Annotated in this window: 17 protein-coding genes; 7 read left to right on the top strand and 10 right to left on the bottom strand. The window is 42.8% G+C overall.

The features are described from left to right. Positions 1-48 precede the first annotated feature (48 nt). The gene (locus tag ACEQZT_RS11170; RefSeq protein ID WP_370089510.1) at positions 49-882 is read left to right on the top strand and encodes an alpha/beta fold hydrolase; all 834 of its coding nucleotides are present in this window, start codon (positions 49-51) and stop codon (positions 880-882) included. A gap of 180 nt (positions 883-1,062) precedes the next feature. Here ACEQZT_RS11170 and ACEQZT_RS11165 read toward each other — a convergent pair whose 3' ends face one another. From ACEQZT_RS11165 to ACEQZT_RS11145, 5 genes are all read right to left on the bottom strand, one after another. Further along, on the bottom strand, positions 1,063-1,227 hold the full coding sequence (locus ACEQZT_RS11165; RefSeq protein ID WP_370089508.1) for a hypothetical protein: 165 nt from the start codon (positions 1,225-1,227) through the stop codon (positions 1,063-1,065). 186 nt (positions 1,228-1,413) lie between these two features. Next, positions 1,414-1,572 carry a hypothetical protein gene (locus ACEQZT_RS11160; RefSeq protein ID WP_370089507.1) on the bottom strand — a complete coding sequence of 53 codons (159 nt, stop codon included), beginning with the start codon at positions 1,570-1,572 and terminating at the stop codon, positions 1,414-1,416. 180 nt (positions 1,573-1,752) lie between these two features. Then, a complete protein-coding gene (locus ACEQZT_RS11155; RefSeq protein ID WP_370089506.1) occupies positions 1,753-2,760 on the bottom strand; it encodes a 3-oxoacyl-ACP synthase III family protein in 1,008 nt (335 codons plus the stop codon). Positions 2,761-2,850: 90 nt separating this feature from the next. Beyond that, a complete protein-coding gene (locus ACEQZT_RS11150) occupies positions 2,851-4,398 on the bottom strand; it encodes a hypothetical protein (RefSeq protein ID WP_370089505.1) in 1,548 nt (515 codons plus the stop codon). Positions 4,399-4,463: 65 nt separating this feature from the next. Next, on the bottom strand, positions 4,464-5,063 hold the full coding sequence (locus ACEQZT_RS11145) for a hypothetical protein (RefSeq protein WP_370089504.1): 600 nt from the start codon (positions 5,061-5,063) through the stop codon (positions 4,464-4,466). 83 nt (positions 5,064-5,146) lie between these two features. On the opposite strand from ACEQZT_RS11145, the gene ACEQZT_RS11140 reads away from it, so the two are divergent. The 4 genes from ACEQZT_RS11140 to ACEQZT_RS11125 all read left to right on the top strand — a co-directional run bounded on the left by ACEQZT_RS11140 (position 5,147) and on the right by ACEQZT_RS11125 (position 8,534). Then, positions 5,147-5,701 (top strand): RNA polymerase sigma factor, encoded by a 555-nt coding sequence (locus tag ACEQZT_RS11140; RefSeq protein WP_370089503.1) that lies wholly within the window; start codon positions 5,147-5,149, stop codon positions 5,699-5,701. Further along, positions 5,694-6,209, top strand: coding sequence for a hypothetical protein (locus ACEQZT_RS11135; protein ID WP_370089502.1), 516 nt, complete (start codon positions 5,694-5,696; stop codon positions 6,207-6,209). The genes ACEQZT_RS11140 and ACEQZT_RS11135 overlap by 8 nt, the downstream gene beginning before the upstream one ends. Beyond that, positions 6,181-7,242 carry a hypothetical protein gene (locus ACEQZT_RS11130; protein WP_370089501.1) on the top strand — a complete coding sequence of 354 codons (1,062 nt, stop codon included), beginning with the start codon at positions 6,181-6,183 and terminating at the stop codon, positions 7,240-7,242. Before ACEQZT_RS11135 ends, ACEQZT_RS11130 begins: the two co-directional genes overlap by 29 nt. A 131-nt stretch (positions 7,243-7,373) precedes the next feature. Then, positions 7,374-8,534 carry a hypothetical protein gene (locus ACEQZT_RS11125; protein WP_370089500.1) on the top strand — a complete coding sequence of 387 codons (1,161 nt, stop codon included), beginning with the start codon at positions 7,374-7,376 and terminating at the stop codon, positions 8,532-8,534. Here ACEQZT_RS11125 and ACEQZT_RS11120 read toward each other — a convergent pair. Beyond that, entirely contained in the window at positions 8,531-9,487 is a 957-nt protein-coding gene (locus ACEQZT_RS11120; protein ID WP_370089499.1) for an L-threonylcarbamoyladenylate synthase, read from the bottom strand. The genes ACEQZT_RS11125 and ACEQZT_RS11120 overlap by 4 nt on opposite strands. A gap of 83 nt (positions 9,488-9,570) precedes the next feature. Here ACEQZT_RS11120 and ACEQZT_RS11115 point away from each other — a divergent pair, with 83 nt between their 5' ends. Further along, a complete protein-coding gene (locus ACEQZT_RS11115; protein WP_370089498.1) occupies positions 9,571-9,726 on the top strand; it encodes a hypothetical protein in 156 nt (51 codons plus the stop codon). Here the strand turns inward: ACEQZT_RS11115 and ACEQZT_RS11110 are convergent. From ACEQZT_RS11110 to ACEQZT_RS11095, 4 genes are read right to left on the bottom strand one after another with little or no spacing between them, the layout of a single operon-like run. After that, positions 9,723-12,494 (bottom strand): FlgD immunoglobulin-like domain containing protein, encoded by a 2,772-nt coding sequence (locus ACEQZT_RS11110; RefSeq protein WP_370089497.1) that lies wholly within the window; start codon positions 12,492-12,494, stop codon positions 9,723-9,725. The genes ACEQZT_RS11115 and ACEQZT_RS11110 overlap by 4 nt on opposite strands. Next, complete coding sequence (locus ACEQZT_RS11105) at positions 12,495-12,848, bottom strand: SpaA isopeptide-forming pilin-related protein (RefSeq protein WP_370089496.1); 354 nt, start codon at positions 12,846-12,848, stop codon at positions 12,495-12,497. Positions 12,849-12,857: 9 nt separating this feature from the next. After that, positions 12,858-13,448 (bottom strand): hypothetical protein, encoded by a 591-nt coding sequence (locus ACEQZT_RS11100; protein WP_370089495.1) that lies wholly within the window; start codon positions 13,446-13,448, stop codon positions 12,858-12,860. Then, positions 13,448-18,598: a PKD domain-containing protein gene (locus tag ACEQZT_RS11095; RefSeq protein WP_370089494.1), complete on the bottom strand. Its 5,151-nt coding sequence runs from the start codon at positions 18,596-18,598 to the stop codon at positions 13,448-13,450. Before ACEQZT_RS11095 ends, ACEQZT_RS11100 begins: the two co-directional genes overlap by 1 nt. 225 nt (positions 18,599-18,823) lie before the next feature. On the opposite strand from ACEQZT_RS11095, the gene ACEQZT_RS11090 reads away from it, so the two are divergent. Beyond that, the gene (locus tag ACEQZT_RS11090; RefSeq protein ID WP_370089493.1) at positions 18,824-19,852 is read left to right on the top strand and encodes a type IX secretion system membrane protein PorP/SprF; all 1,029 of its coding nucleotides are present in this window, start codon (positions 18,824-18,826) and stop codon (positions 19,850-19,852) included. The last annotated feature ends 11 nt before the right edge of the window (positions 19,853-19,863 follow it).

Below are 19,863 nucleotides of genomic sequence, written 5' to 3'. Positions count from 1 at the left end.
AGACGGCAAATATAGTCTGATGCTCACGATTGATCTTGTGCATTCCTTATGAAAAAAGTACTGATGATCGTGCTGGTTATTTGTTCATGCGAATTTCGCGTGGATGATGAAGAGGCGAGAAAATCACTTGAAGAAAGTGCGATTACGCTTCATTTCGGAGACGTATTCGTTTCAGACAGAAACATCCATTTTGCATTTACAGAACAAGACAAGGAAACAATGGCCGTTTTGGTGCATGGCTCCCCGGGATCATGGAATGCGTTCATTGATTTTTTTAAGACTGACACTCTTTTAAACAAGGTGGATCTGCTAGCTGTGGATCGTCCGGGATTTGGAGGTTCAGGATTCGGAATAGCAGAGCCTTCATTGGAAACTCAGGCTTTTCAGATCAAAAAGGTATTGGATCAATTCCCAGAGAAGAAGAAGGTTCTGGTTGGGCATTCACTCGGCGGTCCGATTGTGGCAAGGATGGCCATGGACTATCCTGATGAATTTTCAGGAATCATCATGGTAGCCCCATCCATCGATCCGAATCTTGAAGAAGATGAATGGTATCGAAAAGTGATCAAATCTAAAATCGGCTCCTTTTTCACACCTAAGGAATTTGAAGTGAGCAATGACGAAATCATGCCATTGAAAAATGAACTTGAACAGATGCTTCCTTACTGGGAGAAAATAAAAATACCAACGATCGTCATCCAGGGAACTGAAGATTCGTTGGTACCTAAAGAAAATGCAGCTTTTGCCAAAGAGGTGTTAGCAGATTCTGTATTGGATGTAATTATGCTTGAGGGAGTCAATCATTTTATTCCCTGGTCACATCCTGAAGAGATAGTAAAGGCGATCCAGCAACTAGCGAATCGCCAAGGCCATCATCCATAGCTAGACGCTAAGCGTCTGTTTCATAAATGTTTCACACTTCTCTCTGCTGCCTATATAGAGGATGCTAAAGCCTTTCTTTACCATCCAGTCACCTGTTTGGGATTTTGTTAATCGAACCCGATCCTTGTCCTGCCTCTTAGCGAATAATCTGAAAAGATTCATGATAGTATTGTTTAAATTTTACATCAAAAGGGCATTCTCCATGTACTTCTCGCATTTCCTCTTGGTCCCTATGTACAAAATCTTGTAGCCCTTCTTTACCATCCATTCTTTACCTGATTCAGTCTTTGTGATTTTGATTCTTTTGGGATTTCGATTGCCTGAAAAGAATTCTAAAATGCTCATAGCTGGAGTTTTGCTTTAAAAAATTGTATGATTTAAATATTAAACATAAATATAACAATTTTTGTTTCATTAAAATGCAATTTTTTATAAAAATTTTCCTATTTACTGAGATGACAGGCAAAAAAAATGGCAATGCCTGGTGAGGAGCATTGCCAAAATGGTGAGATCCATAATCTCTAGCTGATGTTACATCGCGTGACTCATGTAAGTCTCACATTTATCTCTTGAACCGATGTAGAGTACCGTTGAACCTTTTCTCACAACCCATTCGCCACTGGCCTCTTTCTTAAGTTTAAGTTGGTTTTCATCAGACGACTTTCCTAGTAGAGTTTTTACAAATTTCATATTAAGTCTATGATTTCGGTTGATTTATACTTTGTTGAGAACAAATTTAACTATTCATAGTGTCAAATTAAAATAATTAAAAAAGTTCTTATTAAAATACAATTAATGAATAGTTAAACTCATTTTAATCGAAGAAATCGTACGTTTTGTCCTATTTTGAAATTCAAATAGTAGGCATGCCTACCATTTTATAAGAGCAGAAGCCCAGGTAAATCCGCTTCCAAATGCAGCAAGACAAACCAGATCACCATCTTTGATTTTTCCTTCTTGCCATGCTTCACTCATTGCTATTGGAATGGACGCTGCGGTGGTGTTTCCGTACCGCATGATGTTGTTGTACACCTGATCATCAGAGAGTCCCATCTTCTTTTGTACAAATTGACTGATTCTCAAATTGGCCTGATGAGGTACTAGCAGACTGATATCTTCAGGTTTACATTTATTCGTCATCAATGCCTCACCTATTACCTCCATAAAACGGGTGACAGCATGCTTAAACACAAAGTTTCCATTCATATAAGGATAATAGGAAGAATCTTCTGGATCATTTTCTTGTATGATCTCAGGCACCCACCGGCCTGTATTGGGCCCTATCAGTGCCAGTTCTTCTGCATGCTTCCCTTCGGAGTGAAGGTGTGTTGAAAGTATTCCCCGATTAGGATCTTCACATCGCTGTACTACAGCAGCACCTGCTCCATCTCCGAAAATTACAGTTACTCCACGACCTCTATCTGTTTTTTCCAGCCCCCCGGAATGATTTTCAGCTCCAATCACCAAAATATTCTTATACATGCCAGTTTTCACAAACTGATCGGCTACAGAAAGTCCATATACAAAGCCAGAACATTGATTCCTCACATCCAAGGCTCCAACCTCTTTGATACCAAGTTGATCTTGCACCATCACACCTGGGCCGGGGAAATAGTAATCAGGGCTAAGTGTAGCAAAAATGATAAAGTCTATATCGTCAGGGGTGATTCCGGCATTGGAAATCGCCATTCTGGCTGCTTTTGTACCCATAGTAGATGGGCTATCATCGGTTTTTGGATCTATCCAGCGACGCTCCTTTATTCCTGTGCGCTCCATTATCCATTCATCATTCGTGTCCATCATTTTGGACAGGTCGTCATTGGTCACGACATTATCGGGTACATAATGCCCAAGACCTGCAATTCTTGAGGTATACATGCTGTTTATTTTAATCTAAGATAATGAAGCACTAGGACTCTTCTGCTGATACCAACCAACTTTCGATGATCTCCTAATTTGAGCCTATTGCTATTCTTTATCCGGATCAGGAAAGACAAAATCTTTCAGATAAGTGGTTTTAGTACCGCCGGTAGCATGGATTTCAAAGTTATCCAGTGGTACTATCGTATTGTCAGGTAGTTTGATTTCGATTTTGAATACATCATCCGCTGTGATTTCCATCTCGTACCTGCCCTGATTATCCAGCTGTGAGAAGAAATACATATCAGGGTACCCAATAGGTCTAAAGAATATTCGAGCATTGGTCATAGCTTTACCTGTCTTTTCATCCAGCACCCGCCCACTGATTTTAACAGTATGTATTTCCCAGAAAAAGAAGATATCATAATCGCCTATGGTATGGAGTCTGTTCGAAGTGAAGTAGCCCGACATTTGATCATTATTGAGCTTGAAGTGAATCTCATCGTCAGGCGAATTGATCGGGAACCCTAAGTTTTCCGGTTCAGACCAGGTCAAGGTGACTGTATCTAATGTTGATTTAAAAATATCATAGCCTCCCATGGTAGAGTGACCATCAGATGCAAAGTACAAGGTTCGTTCGTCCGGGCTTAGGTATGGACTATCTTCATCATACTCACTGTTGATATTACTGGCAAATGGGGCTGGCTTACTCCATTCACCACTCACAGGATCTTTAAATGATTGATAGAGATCGTGATTAGCATCTTTTTTTGAGCCTACATCTTTGGCAAAGATGATTCGGTCTTCGTGCTCATTGATGAAAAAATGAGAACTCAAGTGTGTGGATGAAATTTTACTATCAAATTCCCTGGGGGCAGACCACCCTGTCTTTGAGTCTGTGGGTTCACTGTAGAATAAATCACCACCTTTTTCAGTCCTAAACTGAAACAACCGGCCATCTTCGGCTACCACCTCAATATTGGAATTATCCCGAGTAAATGTACCTACATTGTAAATCACTTCCGGTTTAGACCATGAACGATTTCCTGTGTGTTTGGTATGATAAATCTGAAATTGATCCGGGCGACTCTCATCCTGATTTGAAAGAAACAATAGCTCTTCATTTTCGGCAAAATACACCGGGCTCAACTCGGCCTTCTCCGTATTTACACCACGCTCCAGCAAATGAATTTCGTAGTATTTAGGGTGATCCATGAAGTATTTTGCGTTAGTAGCCCAATTGGCCCAACGGCGAGCTTCCTCCATAATCTCATCACTCTTCTTAGCGGGTAAATCGATGAATTTTTTCAATGAAAGCAGAGCTTCTTCAAATTCGTATTCCTTCATCTGAATCCTTCCCTTCCAGTAGTAGTAGAACTTGTCAACCTTAGCCATGACAGCCTCATAGTTGTTGAAGGGCTCCATATCTTCATACTGAGTGATTGAAAGTAGCTTACATATTTCAATCTTGTATTGAATATCCTCATAGTTGGCGTCTTGCTCCTCAATAGCTTGATAGAGTTCCAAAGCTTCAGCAAACTTTTCATCATAGAAAACCTCTTCGGCCTCTTTGTACATTTTAAAGATTTGCGCCTGAGTATCGGTAAAAATGATTAAGGTCAGGATCGTGCAAAACACTCGAATCACTCTCATCATATTTCGCTGGTATTATTCTTTAACAAGTTTAATCAAATAAGGCTAATTGACTATAAGCAAATAAGTTATTGATTGAAATATCCTAATCTAATCCCAAAAGAAATATACAAACCTGTAAAATCATCATTGCTAACGCCATTTAGATCCAAATCTTTCATTTGCTGGTATCCAATGGACAATCGTGGTTTCGCATATCTGAAAACTGATAATTCTCCAGCTAAACCAATTTTCATCAAAGTGAATTCATCACGGATAAAATCCTGCTGCTCACCAGCCTCCCTCCAAAGTAGATCACCCATAAAATAGCCGGCCTGCAAAATCAAATCAATCTTTTCATCTTGATAAAAGGAATAAGAGGCATAAGGCCCACCATATCGGTATTTTAACTCAAACACATTGGGGAAAACCAGAAGAGACTGAGCAGTACCTAAAAAGTCTACTCTACTAAAACCCAACATCCACCTTTCATACTGAATCCCTACTCCTACCTCTCCTAAAAAATTTCGCTCAGGAGCTGCAGGCTCAAAGCTGACTCCTCCAATAAGATAAACTCCACCGTAATAGGGTGGTGGCACTTTTTCTAACGAATCAACGGCCAGGCTATCCATCTCCTGAGCAAGAGAAGTAAACGATACAAGAACAAGCAAACAGAGAATTTTTTTCATTCCATTCATTAATTATCTAAAATTAACAACAACATGCAACCCATGTCCCCTTTGCAAGTCTTTATGATGAACTAACCTTAAAGTTGGAAGCAAACACGGTAAATATTCACGCCGATCTGATAGCCAGATGCAGGGATGAAGATCGCTCAGCACAGTTTGAAATTTACAAACTGTATAACAAAGCGATGTACAATACTGCCCTGAGAATCACAGGCAATGATAGCGATGCGGAAGATGTATTGCAGGATGCATTCGTCAGCGCCTTTCAAAACCTGAGTAGCTACAGAGAAGATGCTTCGTTTGGGGCATGGCTGAAGCGAATAGTGATTAATAAAGCGCTAAATCAGGTTCAGCGCATAAAAAAAGACCTGATGCTGGCAGATAACATTAAGGAAGAGGTCAGTGAATACGAACCGGAAAAAACAGAACCAACCTACACAGTAGAGCAAGTAAAACGAGCAATGAATGAGTTGCCGTCCGGGTTTAGAACGGTCCTGTCTCTTTATTTATTTGAGGGGTATGACCACAAAGAAATAAGCGAAATACTGGGAATCACGGAATCAACTTCCAAGTCTCAGTACAAGCGAGCAAAAGACAAATTGAAAATGATAGTAACACAGGAGGTGAATTATGGGTGATCAACTGGAAAAATTCATAATGGAAAACAGGAATGCATTTGACGATGCAAGCCCTGACGACAAAGTGTGGAAAGGAATAGACCAAAAGCTGGGCAAGAAGGTGACCTTGTGGCCCACCATCTGGAAGGTAGCGGCTATGCTTTTTATGGCATCTACCATCTTCCTGATGATTGATCGAAATGATCGAGCTTCTGAAGAGCTGATTTTGAGTGAAGAGTTTAATCAGGCAGAAGATTATTATGTGACCCTTATTTCGCAGAGAAAGCAAGCCATAAAAGAGCAGCTATCTCCCGAGCAAGAACAACAATTTTTAGTGGAGATCGACCAACTAGACTCTATGTATCTGGAACTGAAGAAAACCTACCAGACCAATGCTTCCAACGATCGAGTGATGGATGCGATGATCAGCAACCTGCAGCTGAGACTTGATATCCTGAACAAGCAATTGGAAATTTTAGAAAACATCAAAAACCAAAACAATGAAAACGACATATCTATTGAAATATAAATTTCTCGCGCTTTGTCTTCTTATCGCCACGGCTGTATTTGCCGGTGACCAGGATCAGAAGAAGAAGTATGTGGAGAAAAACTATAAAGTGAGTGCTACGACCAAGCTTAAAATAGAAAATAAGTTTGGCAAAGTGGAGATCAATTCATGGTCTAAGAGTGAGTTTGACATAAAGGTGGAAATCATAGGCAAAGGAAGAACCGAAGAACGAGCACAGCGAATCTTAGATGCAATTGAGATTGATATTACCGAAAGTAGTGCTGAGATTGTTTTTGAGACAGAAATACAGGACAACAAAAGCAAGAATGAGGAAGGATTTGAGGTCAACTATACCGTATATATGCCCGACAATAATCCTCTGGAGATCAAAAACAGCTTTGGGGATGTAACTATGGGAGATAGAAAAAACAACCTTGACATCAACGTGTCCTATGGCTCCATGAAAGTGGGTGATGTGTCCGGCGACACCATGATAAAACTGTCCTTCGGAAGTGGCGGAGTAGGAAGAATCAAAGATGGAGAGGCCACCATTAAATACAGCAACTTTGAGATAGAGGGGGCCGGTAAGCTAGACCTAACACAAGGATTCTCGGATATAGAAATCGGCGAGGTGGATGACCTGGAGATTGAAAGTAAGTATGGAAAAGTAGAAATCGAAAAGGCCGGAAAAGTAGATGCTGACGCACATTTCTCAGGGTTTGAAATTGAAGAGCTTACGGGTAGTCTCGAGCTTGACTGTAGCTACTTGGGAGACTTCAGAATAGACAAGCTAGCCAAGACCTTCACCTTAGTGGACATTGATGGAAAGTTTGGGTCATATGAGATCGGGCTGGAGGAAGGATTGAATGCGGACATCAATGCGGAGTTCTCATTCGCGGATTTGAAATACTCTTCTGATGTAAATGCAACTTTTAACTATCGTGTGAAAGAGTCTAACAAGAGCATTTATAAAGGAAAAATAGGGAAAGGCGATCCAAATAAAATGATCAGGGTAGATTCCAGCTACGGAAATCTAAGATTGAAAATGGATTGATTTTTTTTGTAACTTTAACTGACTGAAAGGCGTGCTATGATAGCATGCCTTTCTTATTTACAGAGGCACCTATTTTTTGATACCGTTCTTTATTCGCAATTTGCGATACCAAATATCGTTCCACGAGTTGAATGAACACTAAGCTAACCCTGCTTATCATATTGTTACTTTTTGGAGGACCCTCACTGGCTCAGACCTCTCCTAATATTCAATCGGTCAGTATTGAAAATGATGATGATTTTAACGGATTTGAATTGATCGAACCGGGAGACAACAAGCTGTTTGTGCTGGCAGAGCATTGGCACAATATCCGATCTGTGCCCAAAGCTACCCTGAAGATGCTTCGCTATCTCCACAAGGAGGCCAATGTGAGAATCCTGGCTATAGAGCAAGGAGCAAGTGCGGCCCACATGATCAATAGCTATCTCAACTCCGGCGACACCACTGAGCTGCGGGAGATTATCAGAAATACGCTGTTTTGGGGAAAAGAAAACTGGACTTTTTTTGAAGAACTAAGAGCTTTCAACCTGACTCTCCCTGAAAAAGATAGAGTGGTTGTCCGAAGTATCGACATTGAGTATAAAATGGCCTCCGCTATCTATGTGATCAATGAATTAATCGGTGATAAACGAATCCCTAAATCACTTGAGACGACAATTGGCACATTCAAGAAGATTTTTGAGGATACGCGAGCCCATCGCGAAAGCTATCAGGGACTGTCAGTGATGTACTATTATGACAGAGACCTGGTAGAAAGTCTCATACTCATGACGATCGATGAACTGGAGAGCAAGAGTGACGCATACATGAAGTTTTTTGGAGATGATTTTATCACATTCGCCACCATGATTCTGGACATGGATGACGGCCTCACATTCGATTACACCAATCCCAATAATAATTATAAGTTCAGGGATCGTTTGATCTATAAGAAATTTCAAACTCTGGTAGAAGAAAACCCTAAAACAGGCATTCTTTGTGTGATCGGGATGCGACATGCCACAAAAGGATCGTCGATCTATAAGCTGGATAAGCTCTCATTTTCTCCACTTTATGATCAGGTTGCCATCATAAAAGTTTCGGCGTTTTTCAATAAGCTGATCACCTCCAGTGACCTGAGAAAAGTAAACTTCAACTACCCCAAGCTGCTCAAATCAAATGGGGCAACACTAATCAAACATGATCCAAATGATGGGGTTTTAAAATCAAGCAAGTTTTTTGATTACACCCTCTTCATCAATGACAATGGAGAGCTCACTCCGTTTGAAAAGGTTTATAGGGAAGAATACTAGTCCTCAGCAGCAGCCCGTCTTAGCCTATCGTTAATAGCTCTGCCCAATCCCTCTTTTGGAACGTATTCAGCCAACACAACCTCGATGTGTTTTTGATCCATCAATCGAAGGGAGGAAAAAATATTTCGAGCGGCCTCCTCCAAGTCGCCGCTTTCCGACAAGACGCTCAGGTTTGTTTTCGGCACATCAAATGAATCCCTAAAAGAAATAACACCGGTAGTAGTTTTATCGAGCTTGCTGAGGTTAGCTGAAATATCACCGATGATCATTTTTCTCCCGGGAGAGTAGTGTGATTTCAGCATCCCGGGTGCTGCAGGATTTGAACTCATATTTACATTCACATTTACCGCTCCTATCGCTTGCTCAATTGCCTCAACCTTGGTTCCTCCAAGGCGGTAAACAATCGCATCTTCTCCCTCAAATCCAACAATGGTTGACTCCAGCCCAACATTGCATTTTCCACCATCTAGAATATAGTTGATTTTCTCCCCAAGTTGATCATCCACATGCTTGGCAGTGGTGGGAGACACATACCCAAACGGGTTCGCACTTGGTGCCGCTAGCGGAAAATCAAGCTGGGAAAGCAGCTCAAGTGTGAGTGGGTGATTGGGGATTCGAACTGCCACCCTGCCCAACCCTGAGGTTAGAAGATCAGGGACGTTAGGTTTCTTGTCCAGCAAAATGGTGAGTGGCCCCGGCCAAAATTGACTAGCCAAAACTTTTGCTTTTTCCGGGACATTCTTAGTCAGTGCCTCCACCTTTTCCAATGAATCCACATGCGCAATAAGTGGATCAAACTTTGGCCTGTTCTTCGTAGTGTAAACTTTCACAATCGCATCTTCGCTTAAAGCATTGGCTGCCAGGCCATACACCGTTTCGGTGGGAATCGCCACCAGTTCATTTGACTCGAGGAGCTGCTTTGCTTTTGCGATATCGATTCCTATTTCTGCCATGATTATGCGATTGCAAAGATTAACCAACCTTTCCAATTTGCCATGTGGCTGTGAAATACTTATTTTCGTTAAAAAACCTTACCATGACAAAAAGCACAAGAAACACTCTACGAATTGCTTCATTCATCCTTGCTATCCTGGTGATTTTGATGGACCTGGGGATCATTCCAAATATTGTGAATTATCACTTCTGGGTAATGGTAATTGCCTATTTCCTCCTTGTCTTAAGCCTGCGCTAGCGTCGAAGGATCAGCCTCCCGGTTCTAGTCTGTCCCTGATAGGAGATTCGGAAGAAGTACATTCCATTGGCCAAGGAAGTACCTGACGGTGTATTTCCATCCCATGTAATAGAGTTTATACCTGCATACTGTGGTGCCCAAAGAATGGTGTTTATTATCTCACCTTTAGAAGACAGGATATCAACACGCACTTCACCATCTTGTGGAATTGAATATTGGATTTGGGTAGTATTGATAAATGGATTTGGATATGAGGCCAAAACCTGAAACGGCTCTCCTTCTGGTTCAATCGGCTGAATAGATTTAAAATCATTAATCGTGGTGGCAAATATCCCGTTTCCATGCGTCGCAATTACAAGTCTGCCATCGCTTGGTCTATAGTCCATCATCGGAATGATAGCGCTTCCGATAATGTCTGCTGACTCTTTCACCCAGACTGTGCTGGTACCATCTAAATCCTCAGTTCCATAAAGTCCCACGCTTGTGCCTACGAGGTATAAATTACCCCCGATCTTAGGTATGATCTCCGCCCACCGAATACTTGGTCCATTGCCAGTTCCATCAGGATTTTCCTCCAAATTTCCACTTACGTCAGCAAACGTTTCGCCACCATCTCTACTTTCAAAAATTGAAGGGATGTTGTAGTTTGAAAACACAACAAGTAGATGATCGTTATCCTCAGGATTAACAGAAATACTGGAAACGTATCCATTTGAGATTGAATCCAATTCAACTAGAGAGAAGCTGATTTGATCATTGGCATTGTCTAGTCTAAACAGATTTCCGCCTGTAGATCCAAAATACACCCGACTACCATCTTGAGAAACCTCAACGGCGCTTACCTGACCGTTTTGAATAGGCACTTCATTCACTTTTTCCCAGCCTAGACTGGTCGGAACCTGCGAGCCAGAAGGAATCTGAGAAACATTCGAATTGAAATAAAGGTGATTGCCTCCTGCACAGAACATCCGGTTTTGATTCACAGGATCGAGGGCAAATGGGTTTACAAATAAATAAATCGAGCCCGCCTGAGAGACCAGTCCTCCAGGATCCACTCTCCCAAAAGAAGTGATATCAAAATCTGAGTTTAGCGTAAGGCGAAGCGTCTGTCCTCGCTGAAATGAAGTGTACCAAAATATCTCCTCTTTGGTAGTCGCTGCATAGGCTCCATCACCGCCTAGTATTCCTTTCCATGAGGTGCTCCCGCTCGGAGATAAGTCCGTTCCATTGTCCTGCATACCTCCAATAACTGTTGGATCCCCTGAGCTTTTAGTTTGGGCTAGGGTAAAGAATTGAGAAGTGATAAATCCTTCATTCCTGCTATGCCAAAAAACAGAGTCTGCTGTAATATCATTGCTAAGTATGAGACCGCCATCACTTGCTGAAAGTGCTACATCAGGATTGCTTGGAAGAAAAAGCAAATCATGCTGATCGGGATGGTGATCAGGATAAATACCAGCACCCCCCTCAGGATCGTATCCTCCTATCCAGTCAATGTTTTCTTTGGTTCTGAATCCATCGGTGGAGCGATATAGGTTGGTGCCTCCAATGAAAACAATATTAGGATCATCAGGATATACACGGATCATCATATTATAAGACCCTTGAGTGTTCAAATTTGCCAATTCGCCCTCAAATTCAGGAATCTGACGAGTTTCAGGATCAAATCCTTTAACCCTCGAAGGACTATTGACAAGTGATAGTCGATGTTCTAAAATGAAAATAGGATTGGAGTCAACCATGAAATAGGTGATATCTGGATTGGATGGGCTACTGCCTATAACCACTCTACGATATTGAGACTCCTGCGTAAATGGCGTAATATTTATCCAGTCCTGACCGTTTTCTGAGTAATATATCCCAGCCTCAGGAGAGTTCACGTCGGAAGCAGATTCGGTAGAAAGAGTAGCATAAAATACATTATCAGCAGATCGCTCTAGAGAAGTATAAAAGGATGCGGTAGATTCATTCAAATCTATGGATTCATCCAGATCAAACAACTCCTGCCCAATCTCTACTTCCCATGTGTTACCCCCGTCTACCGACCTCAATATCCCACCAAATGCTGCTACCAGCACCTCATCTTGCAGAAGGTTTGCTGGATTGGTTTCAATGTCCCAGATGTATTGAAACTGACTATTGAAGATGTGAGGATCTGAATCCTGAGTGGATAGAATGGGATCCCATGTCTCACCATTGTCCGTAGACTTATAGATACCGCTTCCCCGGAAAGGTGCGCCCCCTCCTCTCGATGAATTTCCAACAATCTCACCTGTGCCATGATACCAGATATCCTCTCTCCCCGGCCGTATATCCTGAACAATGCAAGTCACACTGTTTCTGTTTTCCGGATTGCTTTTCCTAGACCAGGTTAAGCCACCATCTTCACTCTTCCAGACACCTCCGGATACTCCACCTGCCAGAATCACATTCTCATCCCGCACATCAAAGGCTACTGCTCTGGTTCGTCCTCCCACATTCGTTGGGCCCAGGGATTCGATCTCTAATTGTTGTGTGCGGAAATTGGCTGTTTTCAGCTGATGATTTGCTGCAAATTGAAGCTCCACCTTGCGAATATTCGATGGAATCTGACCCGTCTTGGGATCGGCGGTTAGTAGTTGAAAGTACTCATTTCTCCCCATCAAATCTTCCCGACCTCCGATTTCGGCAGGAGGATGATTGATCACAATCTCATAAGAGGGGCCAAATAAAAACTCCGAATCACTAAGTAAAAAGCACAGAAAAAATGGCAGTAGATTTTTTCTCACTTATTCAATCACTGTATTGACCTTATTCAGTTTTCCTTCAGCCAACTCACCTGTTTTCACCCCTTCACCATTGTTGTTCATATCTTCAAATTTGGCCTCTACAAAGTATGCCATAGGTTTTACTTCCTTAAAAGTCACCCGCCCTTTATTGTCAGTCTTAAGAGTTTGAACAGCATTTTTGCTTGCCAGGTAGTCTTTCTCATTTTCATAGATGGAAACCGTAGCACCTTCTACAAAATTTCCAAGTCCATCAATGACTGTGATTCTCAATTTCGTAGGTAGAATCTGAGCTTCAGCAGAGTTGCTGGCTAGCGATCCAAATAAAAGTGCTGATAGTACGATAAGTGTTCTCATTGTAATTTTTTAATCTTTTAGTGAAAAAATATGTAAAGCTAGATCCTCGAAATTCTCTGCTTGTTTGTATTTCCTGTCAGGATACGAATTTGCTACAAATTTGATACGAGTAGGTTGATCATTTTCCTCAATATACTCTATCTGCACATTTCCATACTTCTGATCTATGGGCTCCTCAAATCCTAGTCTTGGTTTGAGGTAATGCATCTCTTTTGATTCCACTATATCGCCTTTCTCTCTCAGCGTATGCCTGCTCATAACAAGCCTGTAATCCAACTTTTTTACCTGATCCGCCAGGTAATCGAAGAGATAATGAAAGTTATTTTTCCCGTATGTGGACTCATAGTTGATCGCAATTCCATTGCTATACGTAGACTCCAGTAGTACCACTTGAGGATCATTGTCCACTCCCTGCTTTCGCCAGAAATAGGATTGAGACAGTTCATTTAAAAACTGCTCACAGTATTCAGATGTCTTCCAGGCCTGAAACCGATCGACAAACGCTTGGCTTCTTTTAATGATCTCGTTCACCAAAATGGCAGTTGCCTTGGGGCCTGTAGTCCCAAACAAGCGATGATATATTTGATCGAAGTAGCTCATTATCTAATAAGCGTAACAGACCCATATTGTTCGATAGTTCCTAAATCCGGAGCTAATGCGCTGGAAAATTTCAGAATGTATGCATACGTTCCAGGAGGTAGCACAGAACCTTTATACACTCCATTCCAGCGGAAATCCTGATTGTTTGAAGTATACACCAACTCACCCCAGCGAGTGTAAATCATAATTTGAAACTGATCCACATAGTCATTCGGGAATACGAAAAACTCATCATTCACTCCATTTCCATTCGGAGAAAAAGCATTAGGAGCAAAAATGACCGGACGACAGTCCTCAACTACCTCTACCCTGTCTGTGATACAAGTAAATCCGTTGTAAATAGTAACTTCATAGGTTCCGGCAGTTGAGACGTTCAGTACCTGAGCTGTGGAAATAATAGCATCATCAGGCAAAAGTCTCCACTCATATGTATTGAAAATTCCAGGATCCAAATCCACGGTAGGGTCGACAGGATCGCCAGTGCAGAATGAGGCTCTTGCAGGTAGAATCAAATCTTCTGGATTGATCGGCACCACAGCAATATCTAACGCATCGGTAGCCATGCAGGTCCCTGACTCATTGGTGGCGGTCACAGTATATCTCCCAGATTGTGTCACTGCCAAAATGGAGTCAGTTTCTGCAAGGATATTGCCTGAAGCATCTTGCCATTCATAAGTCACAGATGGACTATAGTAATTTGTTGTGGCGATGGCCAACACTGTTCCGTTATTGTCACAATCCGGCTCCAAAGTCATATCAACTGTAAACTCCGGTTGAATCTCCACATTTGCATCACCCGAAGTGATTTCACAGCCAGTAAACTGATCTGTAACTGTCACATTATAAGTGCCAGAGGTAGTCACAGTTCGTTGCATCGCTTGTCCACCATCGTTCCAATTGAAAATGTAACTACCACTTCCTCCAGTGACATTAGCCACAAGCGTTACCTGACCATCGCATGGATCTCCATTTACCACCACGTTTACTGTAGGATCTCCATTGAAATCTACTCTTATATTTTCCGATCTGGGACATAATCCTGCTCCTTGATCTGCTGTAACTGTATACACGCCCGGTTGATCTACTGTAATCATAGTTCCTGTATTTGCCCCAACAATGCCTGGACCTGTCCAAGTGTAAGTGGCAGCCCCTCCTGTTCCATCTGTCACCAAAACATCGCCTTGTGTACCGCATATTTCCTGAATCGCATCAAAAGTGAAGTTTGGTTCTGGATCAGGATTGATGGTAATCTGCTCCGTCTCCACACAATTTGGCGGAGCAATGTCAGACACCTGCACGAACAATGTGCCGGTATTTAATCCAGCTATGGTTAAAGGATCTGCAGAGTCTGTGCCACTTGCTACTATAACACCGCTCGAATTTTGGACTTCATAATCGTAATTAGCCGGTAGTGAGTTTAACTGCAAGTCGACACTGCCATCACAATTCCCTCCAATATTTGTGACCGTGAAATTGAAAGTTCCCGGATCTTCCACCTGCACAACCTCCCGGTAGGTACATCCAGTCACTAAATTCGTCACGGTGAGATTATAGTTTCCTGGTGCTAAAGGTGTAATTGTCGGTGCGGCACCCGGACCATCAAAGTTGGCAGGACCGAAAGGAGAAGGCCCGGTCACCTGATAGGAGAAACTTCCTGATGTATTGAAATTGATGTCAATTGTTCCATCATCATTGCCACACCCGGTTGTAGGACTAGGCGTGACCGTCACATCAGGCTCTTCCTGAATGGTGACCTGAATCGTATCTCTGCCAATACAACCAAAGGAGTTGGTTACCTCTACGGTATATTCAAAAACACCTGCTGTGGTAGTGTCAATGTCAAAAGTTCGATTCGTGCCGAGCACCACTCCATCAATTGCCCAGGCATAAGTTGCCCTGGCTACCTGAGCGTCCAGGGTTTGCGTTGGATCATTTTGACAAAGCGTTCTGTTCGCTCCAAGATCCACATCCGGACGAGCATCAGCTAGAAAAACCTGAAGGGTATCAGAAGTACACCCAGTAACAGTATTAATGATAGCCACATCGATAATGGCAGGTTCTGAAACAGTAATTTGCCTGGTGGTCTGCCCGGTACTCCAGTAGTAACTAAAGTCAGGATTATTTACAGGCCAGGCTGTGAGCACGATAGGCTGATCACAAAGCGCCGTATCGGTCGGCACGGTTGGATTTTCAGGGATGTTATTGATCGTGATGGTTTGAGTCAATGTGGTATCCGTATCGCATCGGTTGCTCAGCACCATCTGAACAGTGTACGTTCCTGGGTTTGTATAAATGTGAGTAGTATCCTGAACATTTGCAGATGTTCCATCACCAAAAATCCAGAAGTAGTTTTCAATCGAATTGTTCGGGTCTCTACCAACCGCAGTGAAGGTGGAGGGCTGTCCAGCGCATCCTGCTGTCACAGTTATACTCGGTTCTTGCAAAGGGGGTGTCTGATTTTGAGCGAAATTTGGCAACCCAAGCCTGCTTGTTCTACCTGATAGATCAAAGCCACCAGCGTCAAATCCAACCGCATTATCGTCTCCGTCAGGAGAGCTTATGGTGCCTATTGTTCCAGAATTGTCTACAGCCATGTAAATGGTGCCATCCGGACCTAGCTGCAATGCACCATATCCTGCTCCCTGAGGATATCCATCAAATTTTGTTGCCGAGATGTCTGCGGCGGGGTTTGCTGAATTCAAGCTATCCAGATCGTATTGAATAAGCTTGGAAGCTCCTGAAGAAGTTGTCAGATAAAGCTTTAATCCCCCAGGTGAAAACTCCATCCCGTAAAGGTTATTCTCACCTGTATCTATGAGGCGTGGATTAGAAACTTCTCCCTGATTAAAATCCAGAATCTCAATCTGATTTGTACCCGGAATATTTACCGCAATTTGATTAAGGGTTGGAGATATCTTCATATACCCTGTGGCGCTCAGTTCCTGCATGAAGTCATGCACCTCACCAGTAGGAGAAAAAATTGCGCCGCTCAATCCAGCCGCACTTGTCCGATACGCTCGAAACATATTGTTCCCAAACTCATGTGCCACAATGATGTCATTTCCGGTAAATCCGGAACCTGTAATCCGCTCAGTACTGTTTTCCATCAACTTCACATTCTTCACAATCACTTTCCCACGAGCAGCATCCTCCTTCATATCCACAATAGAATATCTCAGAGCATACTCATCATCTCCATACACCTGCTCCGTCGTGAAGATGTAAAACATGGTCTGGTCGTCACCAAAAGGCATGATAAGTGAGTTTTGCGCAGACCTTTGCTCTCCTCCTATCCCATCACCATTGACCATCACACTGTGCTCTTTATTCCAAACTGTAACCCCATTGGTGTAGAAAAGCAGATCGCCATTTACATCCGAAATGGTAGCACACCCCTCCAGTGCATCCTGATTATTTCCATCTAGTATGGCAATGGGTCCATTCGTAAATTCAATGCCCGCCTGCTCTCCAAAATACCACTGGTTGGAAGTTTGGTTGGCAACTCCATATTCGGTCACTTCTATGTCGTCAAAGCCAGTACAGCCGGAAGCTTCCGTAACCTCCACCCAATAGGTGCCCGCCGTATCCACAGCGATCGTCTGGGTGGTTTCACCCGTACTCCACACAAAGGAAGTCCCTGTGCCAGCGTCCAGCGTCAAAATTTCATCAACACAAATCGTGGTATCATTCCCCAGATCAACCATTAAATTGTTCGCAAGTATCTCTACCGGCTGAGTAATGGTTTGGGTGATTCCATTGACTTCTGCAGTAAGGCTAACCATGTATCCGGCAGCTGCCTGATATTGATAATTGGGAACCCAGGCGTTGCTGCCACTGCCATCTCCAAAATCCCAAAACAGGTTATTGGGAACAGGCTCCACTATCGGAAAAAACTTTGTCACATTGGTTTCACAGCTGTCTATCCAGTAAAAATTGAGCGTGTCAAAACTGAAATTATATCCCGGGGTATGTTCTGAAAATTGACGAGAATTGAAGTCATCTGAAAACACAATGGATTGATACTGGATGGAGTCCAGCACACTATCCGGTCGATTGATGCGCCCGAGGTTAAAAGGAGATCCACCCGTCGATTGATACAGGTGATAGATGCGATTGTCCGGTGCTCTTTTAAGGCCATAGCTCCTGAAAATTGGCGCAGGTAAAATGGGACTGACCGTCTCCGTGGAATCGTTGAAGTCCAGCTGGTAAAGCTGCCCAGTGGTACCACTGCTCCCAAATCGTGAAAAGTAAATCTTAGATCCGTCTGGCGACCACTCAATGTCATAAATAGATTCGCCTGCATCATCATTGAATCCGGTACCGGTCAAGGTTCTGTCAAACGTCAAAATACCTGTAGTAGCATCAAAATCCATCAGCCAGATATTTCGATTGGCTCTTCTTGGAGCCATTACCAGCTGAGAAGAATCTGCATTGAAAGCAAAATGTGCAGCTTCGAATCCCGGAGTTGTTCCATTTGTGAAATTGTAATTGACTGTAGCGCCTATACCTCCAGCATCTACTTGGGTAACCTGAATCTGGAAGGTCGTTCGGTTTTGAGAAATCAACCAAAACAACTCCCCATCACCTGAAGGAACTATAAGCATTCCCTCAGCAGGATTAACTAGTCCGGTCGCATTATCAGCAGATGTTACATCACCATAAGGAAACTGAGCCGATCCGTTTCCTTGAACAGTGGCATCCACAATTGAATACCTGATTTCGTTTACTCCTGCCGATCCGGAGTTTGTAAAAAGGTAGTATTGTCCAGGATTATTGGTTACCGGACATGTGACTACCGGAACATTTATACTTGCGACACCTGCAAGTCCTGCCCCATTTGGAACAATGGAGTGAGAAACATCATAGACATTGATCCCATCGGTATAGAAAAGCAAATTTCCTGTAAACTGGTCGGTGATGGTAACCGCACCCGCTACTCCAAATGGTGTAGCCTGATCGGTTTGGAGGTATACGTCCCTCCCGTTCCTATCGAATACCAGATTCTCAGCAGAATTGCCAAAATACCATCGGGTCTCGGTTACATTTTGCGAATGCAGTGAGAAAGAACAAACCAACAGAAGGACAGTAAAAAATAGTCTGCTCTGAGCAGACTCATAGGGGATATGATTCATAGAAATGTCCTTGTTCATACACAACACTCTGTAAAAATACGGTTAACCCGAGTAATTTTTGGCTTAATCATTGACAATGTAACAACTCAGATCACCATGCGCCACTTTTTAAATGACTGATTTAAACATCTTAAAATTTCAACGCTCAACTCATCGTTAGATTACTTATGTAAGTCAACAAAACTTAAGCCGATTTGTATTAATTGTATAATTTGCTCAACGATTTCTAATCAATATTTTTTTATGATCAGAAAGGTCATTTTACTCATTTCAATTATTGGTGTCCTTAGTCAGGAAAACACTTTGGTGGCACAAGACCCTCAGTTTTCCCAGTATTATGCTGCGCCTTTATACCTCAATCCCGGTTTGGTTGGGATCAATCAAAAAGGGCGGATGGGTATAAACTATCGCTCACAGTGGCCAAATCTGGATGCCAACTTTGAGACATTCTCAGCTTATTTCGATTATCATTTTGAAGACTACTATAGTAGTGGTGGGATTATTTTTACCCGGGATCAGGAAGGCATAGCAGGTTTAAGCTCCACCTCAATCGGGCTGCAGTACGCCTACCAGCTTCAGATCAATTACGAATGGACATTCCGACCTGGCGTGCAAGCTGCATATTATATCCGAGATCTGAATTTTGACAAACTCACGTTTGGCGATCAGTTTGATAATACCGGTCAGGTGCGTCCAACCACCGGAGAAACCTTCAATACAGGATTGAATGCTAAGTTTTTTGACCTCTCATTTGGTGGGGTGCTTTACAATCCGTCCCTGTGGATAGGAGCGGCGATGCACCATGTGCTGGAGCCCAACCAAAGTATAGCTGGTGGGGATGCCCCGCTACCCAGACGATTCTCCCTGCATGGAGGCTATCGTATTCCGCTAAACCCGGGCACAACCCGAACAGGCATTGGTGAGCGCAGTATCACCCCAAGTTTCAACTATCGAACGCAAGGCGATTTTGATCAGCTGGACATTGGGGCGTACTTCACACTTGATCCAATTTTAGTGGGGCTGTGGTACCGTGGACTTCCTATAAAAAATACCGATGGCGTGGTGAACAATGAGTCATTGATTTTCATGATCGGGATGCAGTCCAATAGAACCACCTTCGGCTACAGCTTCGACTATACCCTTTCTGATCTTGGAATAGGCACGGGTGGTGCACATGAGATCAGTATTGCTTATTCGTTTAGCCTGGGCGATCCACTAAAGCCTGCGGCTGACGTGAGAAGATTGAAGTGCCCGATTCCGTTTATTTTCTGAAATAATGTTGG

The organism is Ekhidna sp. (assembly GCF_964218185.1).
Taxonomy (GTDB): domain Bacteria; phylum Bacteroidota; class Bacteroidia; order Cytophagales; family Cyclobacteriaceae; genus Ekhidna.
Note: the sequence above shows the minus strand (reverse complement) of the source record. Positions and strands in the feature narration are given on the sequence as shown.